This is a genomic window from Spirulina sp. 06S082 (assembly GCF_034932145.1).
GTDB lineage: Bacteria > Cyanobacteriota > Cyanobacteriia > Cyanobacteriales > Spirulinaceae > CCY15215.
In genome coordinates this window covers 1-10,313 of sequence record NZ_JAYGHV010000180.1, presented here as the reverse complement: position 1 = coordinate 10,313, position 10,313 = coordinate 1, and the positions used below count along the sequence as shown (strand labels likewise).

9 protein-coding genes are annotated in these 10,313 nt (G+C 42.5%); all 9 read left to right on the top strand.

All coding sequences use genetic code 11. The features are described from left to right. The first annotated feature begins 289 nt into the window (after positions 1-289). The 9 genes from VB714_RS13260 to VB714_RS13220 all read left to right on the top strand — a co-directional run bounded on the left by VB714_RS13260 (position 290) and on the right by VB714_RS13220 (position 9,881). The gene (locus tag VB714_RS13260; RefSeq protein ID WP_323224883.1) at positions 290-928 is read left to right on the top strand and encodes a histidine phosphatase family protein; all 639 of its coding nucleotides are present in this window, start codon (positions 290-292) and stop codon (positions 926-928) included. 2 nt (positions 929-930) lie between these two features. Beyond that, a complete protein-coding gene (locus VB714_RS13255) occupies positions 931-2,145 on the top strand; it encodes an acetate kinase (protein ID WP_323224881.1) in 1,215 nt (404 codons plus the stop codon). A gap of 133 nt (positions 2,146-2,278) precedes the next feature. Next, complete coding sequence (gene pgeF, locus VB714_RS13250; RefSeq protein ID WP_416309675.1) at positions 2,279-3,034, top strand: peptidoglycan editing factor PgeF; 756 nt, start codon at positions 2,279-2,281, stop codon at positions 3,032-3,034. Positions 3,035-3,089: 55 nt separating this feature from the next. Then, positions 3,090-4,163 (top strand): DUF6765 family protein, encoded by a 1,074-nt coding sequence (locus VB714_RS13245; protein ID WP_323224877.1) that lies wholly within the window; start codon positions 3,090-3,092, stop codon positions 4,161-4,163. Further along, positions 4,150-4,578, top strand: a complete 429-nt coding sequence (locus VB714_RS13240; RefSeq protein WP_323224874.1) for a hypothetical protein — start codon at positions 4,150-4,152, stop codon at positions 4,576-4,578. Before VB714_RS13245 ends, VB714_RS13240 begins: the two co-directional genes overlap by 14 nt. A 22-nt stretch (positions 4,579-4,600) precedes the next feature. After that, a complete protein-coding gene (locus tag VB714_RS13235) occupies positions 4,601-5,737 on the top strand; it encodes an AI-2E family transporter (RefSeq protein ID WP_323224872.1) in 1,137 nt (378 codons plus the stop codon). Positions 5,738-5,827: 90 nt separating this feature from the next. Then, entirely contained in the window at positions 5,828-6,964 is a 1,137-nt protein-coding gene (locus VB714_RS13230) for an AI-2E family transporter (protein WP_416309674.1), read from the top strand. 97 nt (positions 6,965-7,061) lie between these two features. Continuing rightward, the gene (locus VB714_RS13225; protein WP_323224868.1) at positions 7,062-8,291 is read left to right on the top strand and encodes a murein hydrolase activator EnvC family protein; all 1,230 of its coding nucleotides are present in this window, start codon (positions 7,062-7,064) and stop codon (positions 8,289-8,291) included. A gap of 24 nt (positions 8,292-8,315) precedes the next feature. Beyond that, complete coding sequence (locus VB714_RS13220) at positions 8,316-9,881, top strand: rhomboid family intramembrane serine protease (RefSeq protein WP_323224866.1); 1,566 nt, start codon at positions 8,316-8,318, stop codon at positions 9,879-9,881. Positions 9,882-10,313 lie beyond the last annotated feature (432 nt).

Below are 10,313 nucleotides of genomic sequence, written 5' to 3'. Positions count from 1 at the left end.
GGAACTAGCTTCGCATTCCAAGGTGTCGTGACCCAAATAACGTAGTACGCGAGGTACTTAGTCTGGTCAGAATGGCTTGTCAGATTTCTCTTTCAAGCCTCACGCCTTTAGGCTGAGGTTCCTGACATTGCTTATCTCTCTTTACTCTGCTATAAAACAAGGGTAAAGACCCGATTTTAATTCATCTTTCCCATTGTCACATCTTAAAGTCGAATGACATCCCTCTCTGGTTAGAAACTAAACCCAATGAAGCCAGTTCACTCAATCAATCGGTTTTAATCTATTTATTATGAGCTTAAAAATCTACTTTTTGCGCCACGGAGAAACGAGTTCCAGTCAAACTGGAACTTATTGTGGCAGATTGGATATCGATTTAACCGCAGAAGGGGTACAAATGGCGGAAGATTTCGCTAAGGCCTATCAAGATATTCCTTGGAAAGCCATCTATTCTAGTCCTCTACAACGGACGATCGCTACTGCTAAACCCCTGTGCGATCTCCTCGGAATTAATAGCCAACGACGACATGGACTTAAAGAAATTTTCTATGGGGAATGGGAAGGGAAAACCCCGGAAGAAGTGAACCAAGATTTTCACGATGATTATGTCCGTTGGCTGGCAGATCCGGGCTGGAGTAGTCCGACAGGAGGCGAAAAAGGGATTGATATTGCCCGTCGCAGTTCTGAAGTACTGGAAGAAATCGAACAAACCTATAAGAATGGTAATGTTTTAGTGGTCTCCCATAAAGCAACAATTCGCATTATGTTATGTTCCCTGTTGGGGATTGATGTGGGACGATTCCGCGATCGCATTGGTATGCCTGTTGCTTCGGTCAGTGTTGTGGAAATGGCTGAACGGGGTCCTCTCCTACACAGGATGGGGGATTGCTCTCACTTGCGAGAAGAATTGCGCCAGAGAGAGGAGATATAAAGATGGAAGTGTTGGTACTCAATGCAGGTTCAAGCACGCAGAAAAGCTGTCTCTACAATATCCCCAGTTCAAGTTTACCGGAACAGGCTCTAGAGCCGTTATGGGAGGGGGCGATCGATTGGGGGCGATCGGATCGGGTGGAGTTAACGATCGAAGCCAACGATCGCCAGCGCAAAATCTCTCTCAATACGAAGTCGCGATCGCAAGCCTTAAATCACCTTCTGAAAACTATCACTCAAGAAGAAACCCGAGTTTTAGATAACTTAGAGGAGATTGATATTATTGGGCATCGAGTGGTTCACGGTGGCACGGAATACAGCCAACCCACACCAATTTCCCCGGAAGTGAAAGCGGCGATCGCCAAGCTGATCCCCCTCGCCCCAACCCACAACCCAGCACATTTAGAAGGAATTGAGGCGATCGCGCAAATATTGGCAAATATCCCTCAATTAGCGGTATTCGACACCGCCTTTCACAGTCAAATCCCCCTCGCCGCCGCCGCTTATCCCATCCCCTATGATTGGTTGGGAAAGGGCATCCGTCGCTACGGCTTCCACGGTATCAGCCATCAATATTGCGCCCGTCGCGCCGCCCAAATCTTAGATCGTCCTCTCAATACCCTCAAACTCATCACTTGTCATCTGGGCAATGGTGCCTCTCTCACCGCCGTTGACAAGGGGATAAGTATCAATACAACAATGGGTTTTACCCCTCTTGAAGGGCTGATGATGGGAACCCGCAGTGGCTCGATCGATCCTGCCATTGGTATCTATCTTATGCGAGAAGAGGGTTTCACCGTCGATCGCCTCGATCGCCTCTTAAATCGAGAATCGGGATTAAAAGGTATTTTTGGCACGTCGGGAGATATGCGAGAAATATCAGAAGCTATGGACAAGGACAGCGATCGCGCCAAGTTAGCTTTTGCCATGTACATCCATCGCTTAAAGATGGGAATTGGGGCAATGGCAACCAGCCTGGGTGGGTTAGATGCCTTGGTGTTTGCGGCGGGAGTAGGGGAAAATTCCCCGAGGGTGCGAGAATCTGCTTGTCAGGGTTTGGGGTTTTTGGGGGTGAATTTGGATAGAGAGAAAAATTTAGCGCATCCCGTCGATGCAGACATTGCCACGACTGAATCAAAAGTGCGAGTTTTGGTGGTGCATACCCAAGAAGATTGGGCGATCGCCTCTGAATGTTGGCGATATTTAACGCACCTCTAAGGGATCTCCTCCTCGCGATCGCCCATGCGAAGGTAAAATTTTAAAGTGTCACCAATGAGCAATTATCCAATTTGAGGTGTGAGTTTTGAGCATTTCTAAATCCCCCGCATGGCACTGGCAAGACTGGGAAGGTATGCCCTATTTGACCTGTAGCCTTTTGCAAGATTGGCCGCACGGCTTTTTCTCTCAACAGTTTTATCCTCGTCCTCCCGTTGACTTAGCCAAAATATTACACCCAGAAGCCTCAGCTTATCGTCTCAAACAGGTTCACGGCAATCGAGTTTTAACCCCCAGCGAGATCGATCGCGAAATCAAAAGCGGAGAATTAGACACGGAATTTCCCCCCGCAGATGGTGTCTTAACCGAGGCTGAAAATCAATCGGTTTGGGTTGCGAGTGCCGACTGTACCCCGGTTTTAATTGGCGATACTACCACGGGACGGGTCGCCGCCCTTCATGCGGGATGGCGCGGAACCGCACAGAAAATCGTTCCCGAAGCAGTTTCTCGCTTGATTGAGAAGGGAAGTAATTTAAAAGATTTACGATTTGCCCTCGGTCCCGCGATCGCCGGAGAGGTTTATCAAGTCACGGAATACGTTGCTGCTGAGGTTGGGGCAAGTTTGGTCGAAAACGCAGATACAAGCACCCCAGAGGCGATTCTAGCTGCCTTAGAGAAGATTGAATCCCCCCCCATCCTTCCCGATCCTCAACCCGGACGAGTGCGCCTAGACGTGCGACGGGTGAATGCACTGCAAATCGAACAATTGGGAGTGAAACCCGAATCTGTGGCGATCGCCCCTTTCTGTACCTATCAAAATGGCGATCGCTTCTTCTCTTATCGCCGCACCAAAGAGAAAAAAGTACAATGGTCGGGGATAGTTGATAGTTGATAGTTGATAGTTGATAACGGGATCGGGAATTCTTCAATTGCTAATTGCTAAAAATATGGACATTGAATTTCATTATTATCTGACGTACTCCATCGCAACGCGAGCGGGATTTTCGCCTCTCGATGCGAGAATTTTGGCTTATTCTTCTCAGTATGTCGATAATAATTCAACGGTTTTTAAAATTGATGAAGGGAAAAATAGTGAATATTTTAATCATATTACCCAAACCTTTAATATTCTGAAGTCCAAGAATGAATTACTGAAAATATATCCTGTCTTTCATTTTATCCCAGGGGATCCTTTTGCTCTAAGCGCCCGACGCAAAGATGGACAACGCCATTTTCTGAATACTACACCTAATAATGTTAGTGCTAATCGCATTATTGATGATGCCTTAGCGAGTAAAAATCTCTATCGGATTGGCATTGCTTCTCATAGTTATGTCGATACTTGGGCGCATCAAAATTTTGTCGGTTATTATGATGAATTTAATGCCGTTAAAGGAATGTTAAGATCGGCTTTACCTCATGTCGGTCATGCTGATGTCAAGCGCTATCCCGATTGGCCGGCTTTAATTTGGCATGATTATCGCCTCATTTCTCCTCACGATAAAGTTAACAATAAATTGCGTTTTCTGGATGCAGCTAAACATTTATTTTATAAATATTGTTTCTATTTAGAAGGTGTCGATCCTCGCGATCGCAGAGAAAAAGATGCTCTAGAATTGGTTCGCGATCTCGATCGCGCTATTGGCAATTACGATCCTAAAAATCGTCACAGACGCGATCGCATTCAACGTTATCTTGCCTTAAGCGAACAAAAAATCTATGGAAAGGAACAAATTCCACTATATAATAAATATCTTTGGCTTGAACGTGCGGTTACTCGCAGCGAAAATGAATTTGGCGATCGCAAAAAAGGCTTGTTTTCTAGTTTAACAACTTTTAAAGCCCCTTATTTTTGGCGAGAAAATTATCAACAAAGTCACTGGTACCAATTCCAAGAAGCTGCAAAAAATCAACAAAAAGCAGCTTGGAATATTTTATATGAAACTAAATTTCGCTATTTAGATATTCCTCAATATTATTCTAGTCATTCTTCAAAGCACAATGATTATGCCAAAATTTAAAATTAAGCATTTAAAATTTTATTGCCTTCCAATTATTACACCAGGATTCTTCTTTGGTCAAATTCCCATCGTGGCGATCGCCATGAATCGCCTTACTTCTGCTTTTACAAAACTTAATCCAACCGAAAGAGTTTCCGTCTTAACCTGGGGATTTTGGGCGATCGCCAGCCTTGTCGGGTATATTATTTATCATCCTCTAAATGCTTGCAGCTTTTTCCCTGCTGGATCTCCTACCTTTTTCCAGCCAACTTTTCTGATTCTAACAGGATTGCTAGGAATTGCTTGTACGATCGCCTATCATTTGAGTTATTCTATGTTGGGTGATTGTCGTTGTTTGGCTGTTTGGCTTGGGAGGAAACCAAAAACTAAACGCTTAAACAACAACAAAGAGTTAATTAATACCATAAATTTTTAAAGAACTTCTGAGGAGAAATGCAATGAAATTTGGGAATTGGGTGGGCTTATTTTGTTTAATTGTTTCCTTAATTATTCTCTGGCAATTTCGCCAGATAGTGTTACTCATCTTTACATCTGTCGTCCTGTCTATCGCCCTTAATAGTTTAGTCCGTTGGCTACAAGACTTTGGTAAACAGAGAAAAATAAACATTTCCCGCAGTCGTGCAGTCCCAATTTCTTTAGGGTTAGTCTTTCTTTTTAGCCTCTTATTTTTAGGCTTAGTTTTACCTCCCTTTCTCTCGCAATTTCAGAAATTAATTGCTTTAGTTCCTATCGCTATTAATAAAGTTCTAGAGTTATTAGACCTTTTCTTTGAAAATCCTCCCGGTTGGCTTCCTTTAGATCGAATTGAATTAGAACTCCCCAACCTGACCGAGATTACCCAACAATTTGGACCATTTGCCCAGGATATTTTAGGCAACTTTTTTGACTTTTTTGGTAATTCCCTGACGGTGTTACTGCAAATCTTATTAATCCTCATTTTTGCCGTCATGTTTCTTGCGAATCCCCTCGCATATCGAAAATTATTTTTAACTTTATTTCCCTCATTTTATCGACGACGGACAGATGAAATTCTCGATCGATGCGAATTAGCCTTAATCAGTTGGATGCGAGGCATTTGTATTAACTCCTTATTTGTCTCAATTTGCTGTGGAGTCGGTTTATTATTTATTGGCATTCCTTTTGTTTTTACCCATGCACTTTTAGCGGCTGTCTTTAACTTTATGCCTAATATTGGTCCGGCTGCTAGTGTTGCTTTTCCCCTCTCCGTTGCCCTCCTCGAATCCCCTTGGCAGGCGATCGCAGTGATCGTCCTTTATATCATCGTCCAAAATTTAGAAAGTTATTGGTTTAGTCCAATGATTATGCAAAAGCAGGTTTCCTTATTACCGGCTGCAACCCTCACCGCACAAATCTTTTTTGCCACTTTCTTTGGTTTTTTAGGACTGGTTTTAGCACTTCCCCTCGCTGTCGTGACTAAAACATGGATTGAAGAAGCCTGGATCAAAGATGTCCTAGATCGAGACAAAGACACCTCTATTCCCACCCTAAAACCGACTCAATATCCACAAATTCCGCTAGAATCAATAACAGTCGAAAATACTCGCGATTCCTGATTTTCCGATTCTCTTCTTCAATAGTCCATCTTATTGCTTATTTTTTGTCTTGTGAATTCAGTATCCTCCGAACCCAAAAGTAGATTAAAAATGTGGTGGGAATCTTTATCTTCCTTATCTCGGGTGTTGGCGATCGCCTTAGCTGCACCCCTGATAGTTTTAAATGCTTGGGCTTTATCGACCATTTTTGGATATTTTCACTCCCTCTTGATTATTGTCTTGGTTGCCTCATTATTGGCATTTTTGCTAAACTACCCAGCCAGTTTTTTAGAACAGATTGGCTTGAAGCGAAGTGTCGCAACCTTTGTAGTCACTTTAGTCGCACTATTAACATTACTATCTGTAGGAATAACATTACTTCCTCCCGTGATTTCTCAGGCACAACAATTAGTGAATCGCGTACCTGAATTAATCGATTCAGGGCAATATCAACTCATGACACTGGATGAGAGATTTAATAATTTAGGTTTGTCAACTAACCTCGATGCCTTAATCATTCCGGCCAAAAATACCATTAAGGAACAATTAAAAAATCTAGCGGGACAAACCCTAGATTTTGCTTTAAATGTCACCTTATTTACGGTTGTTAAGGTATTAGATATTCTCTTAACCTTTGTTATTACTTATTATTTGCTCCTGCACGGCAATGATATTTGGCGCAGTTTGTTAGAATGGTTGCCATCTAGAGTACAAAAACCATTTTCTTTAACATTGCGATCGAGTTTTCGCAACTATTTTATCGGACAGTTTATTTTAGCAATTTGTCTGGGAGTGAGCTTAACTTTAATTTATTTATTTTTAAAAGTTCCCTTCGGCTTATTGTTTGGCTTAACCATTGGTTTAATGGCAATTATTCCTTTTGGTGGTTCTGTCGGAATTGCTTCAGTCACATTCATATTAGCATTACAAAATATTGGCATTGCCATTCAAGTTGTGATTGTCTCGGTGATTATTCAACAAGTTCTAGAAAATATTATTGCACCGCGAGTTTTAGGGCAAGTTACCGGATTAAATCCCTTCTGGATATTCATTGCTATTCTGACTGGTGCAAGGGTTGGAGGGTTATTAGGGGTTGTTGTTGCGGTACCGACAGCCGTGATTATTAAAGAAGCATTAGGTGCAATTAAATCTCTCAAAACAGAAGCAGTAAACTCGGAAAATCTACGCATTATTACTGGAGAATCTCAAGAGATTAAAACTTTACCCAAGGAACCTTCTCCCAGTTAAAACCTGAATTGGGAAGATTCAGAAAAATTGCATTTTTTGCGATCGCCAGTTAAAGCAATTCATCGGGTATGATCAGAAAGGTGACAATCTTGAAGTAATGCCAGATTGGGTACAGCGATGGAAAGGACGCGCGATATGGGGGCTAGTTTGTCTCTTTTGTGCGACAATCGGTTTTTGGGGACTTGGAGGGCAATCCACAAGCGCTCAATTTTTAGGGTACCCGATTTTAGCATCCCTTGATTTGCTACAGGAATGGCAAAATGACATCGATCGCGAACAAGTAGAAGCAGTTGAAAAACAAAATCATCTCTCAAGTATCGAACAAGATGCAAAGCGGTATTTGGGCAGCTTGCAACATACCGTACAAGTGATGGATTTACAATTAAAATATTATGAAAAAGAATATAAAAATGCTAACAAAAAATTAGCAGAAATAGAAATAAAATTAAATCGAGAACGCCAAACTTATAAACCTAAATTAACCGCGACCATTGCTCGACTGCGCTTTCTTCAACGTCAGTCCCTCACCAGTCAAGGCTGGCGCTTTCTGCTCAAAAGTGACGATCTCAACGAATTTTTCGATCGCCGCACTCGTCTTAAATTAGTTTATCAAGCCGATCGCCATCATTTAGAAACCCTACAGATCGCAGCCAATAAAATTAAACAACAAAAACAAACCATTGAGGAACAAAAAAAGCAAATTTCTCGCCTACAAGAACAAATCCGCACCCAAAAGACCGATCTAGAAGCACAAGTGGAAATTCAACAAGAATTAGTAGCACAACTCGACGGCGATCGCTCCAACCTAAATAATCTTCGAGCCAAATTAGCCGAAGATTCTCAAGGGATCGGTTTAATGATTCAAAAACGCATGGAAAACCGCGATCGCGCCATTTTTGGCGGTACGAATACTTCTATTGCTCCTCACCAGGGGAAAGTTTCTAGTAAATTTGGGTTGCGACAGCATCCCATCTGGGGAGGGAAACGACTGCATAGCGGGATTGATTTTGCGGGAGATTACGGCAGCCCCATCAACGCTGCGGATAGTGGTACAGTTATCCTAGCGCAATGGTATGGTGGATATGGTAAAACCGTAGTTATTGACCACGGAGGAGGAATGACCACCCTCTACGGTCATTTGAGTAAATTTTACGTCACAGAAGGACAGCCAATCAAACAAGGAAATGCGATCGCCGAGGTTGGGTCTACGGGCTTTTCTAACGGACCTCATCTCCATTTTGAAATTCGTAAAGAAGGTCAACCGATCGACCCGCTTCAATATTTACAACTCAACCCGGAACAATTATCAATTATTAATGATGAATAAAGAGTTATTAATTATCAATTATCAATGAATCTTAATCAATTATTAATTGGGACAATTTGCCTGTCCTGTTTTGCTTTCCTCCTCCGTACATTACTCGACCATCGCGGTCGGGGTTGGAGTATTGTCTCCGGGGGAATTTTATTAATTACCGGTGTTTTATTTTATCTGAATCCTCAACTGGCTGGGTTAATTGGAGGTAGTTTATGGGGATTATTTCTCATTCTTCCCCTCTGCGGCTGCGCTTGGGTCAATCAACTCATCTATCAAGAACGTTATGGGGATGCGCGAAAACTGGCTGGCTACTTGCGCTGGCTGCATCCTGCTGATGGTTGGTTCGAGCAACCTTTTATCCTAGAAACCTTGGAAATGGGACAGCAAGGGAAAATCTCTGAAGCCATTAAACGCTTGCATCCCTATGAAACCAGCATAACTTCCACGGGACGCAATGCAACAGCCCTGCTCTTCATTATGGGGGCGCAATGGCAGGAACTTCTACAATGGATCGAGCATCACGTACCGGAAAGAGTATTAGAGGAAGATGCTTATCTCGTTACCAATTATCTGCGAGCATTGGGCGAAACGGGAGATTTAAACGGTTTGTTATGGGGTTTAGAGCGTTACGAAGGACATTTAAGTAAGAGTGGAAACCCCATTCCGCTTAATTTGGCCAGATTGTTCGTTTTTGCCTTTTGCGGTCAAGTCGATCGCGTCTGTCACTTACTGGCAGAACCGTTAGTGGATTATCCCTCACACAAAAAAAAGTTTTGGCGTTTAACCGCACAAATGGCAGCCAGACAAAATCCTAACATAGAGGAACAATTCCTCGCTCTGCAAGAGAGTGCTAATGATTTTATGCTCAAGAAGGCGATCGCGTGGCGTTTATCCCATCCTCCGCAGGATTTAGAAACGATTCTCATTCCTTTTTCTTGGCAAACTTTAAAACGGCTGCAAGGTTCATTGCAACAAGAAAGGCGCTACGGTACGGCGCTGTCTCTCTCTCCCCGTCACGCTAAAGTAACTTGCTCGCTTATTGCTCTAAATATCCTCTTTTTTGCGTTAGAGGTGGCATTCGGTGGCAGTAAAAACACAGATACGTTAGACCAATTAGGGGCATTAATGCCTTACGCATTATGGCACGGGGAATGGTGGCGATCGATCTCGGCGAATTTTCTTCATTACGGTGCCTTACATTTATTCTCGAATATGGTCGGGCTTTATTTTCTGGGACCTTTTGTAGAAGCAATTGCGGGAGGATGGCGCTATCTTTTCATTTATTTTGGCAGTGGTATTGGGGCAATGTATGCGTTTAGCGCGATCGCGATCGTGCAGGGAATGCCTTATCAGCGTTTGGTGGGGGCTTCTGCGGCAATTATGGGGATTTTAGGGGCAATTTTAGCGATTCTTCTCCAGGGTTGGTTACAAGAAAAAAGTCAGGTTGCGGCTAAACGGTTGCGCTTATTTTTAGCAATTGTTGCTTTACAAGTGACTTTTGATTTTCTTATTCCTGAAGTGAGTTTTTTAGCTCATGCTTTAGGCTTGGGTTTAGGCTTTACAATTGCTATGATTTTATTCCCTCAAGGCGTTAAATAGTTGATAGTTGATAGTTGATAGTTGAGAGTTGAGAGTTGAGAGTTGAGAGTTGAGAGTTGAGAGTTGAGAGTTGAGAGTTGAGAGTTGAGAGTTGAGAGTTGAGAGTTAAATATTTTATCAAAAAACTGGGTTTAAAACCCCGTCCTTTAGCTTCGCTGTGGACGGCTTTTTAGAGATATATAGCAAAACCAATTGAGATGTGAAGTTGGTGCAGACTGAAACCCTTGCCATTACTAGATTGTTTGTTTACAACTCAAATAGAATTACTATAGCACCAAAGCATTGTTTGTGATAAAATCAAAAAGATAGGAGGTGAATTTTAAATGTATGGATGTCAACAAAATTTGATTAAAGATTCAGAAAATCTATCATTTCTCGAATACCTTTGTACGACAGCGAATAAATTAATCAATTGTGGAATTTATTTGGCTC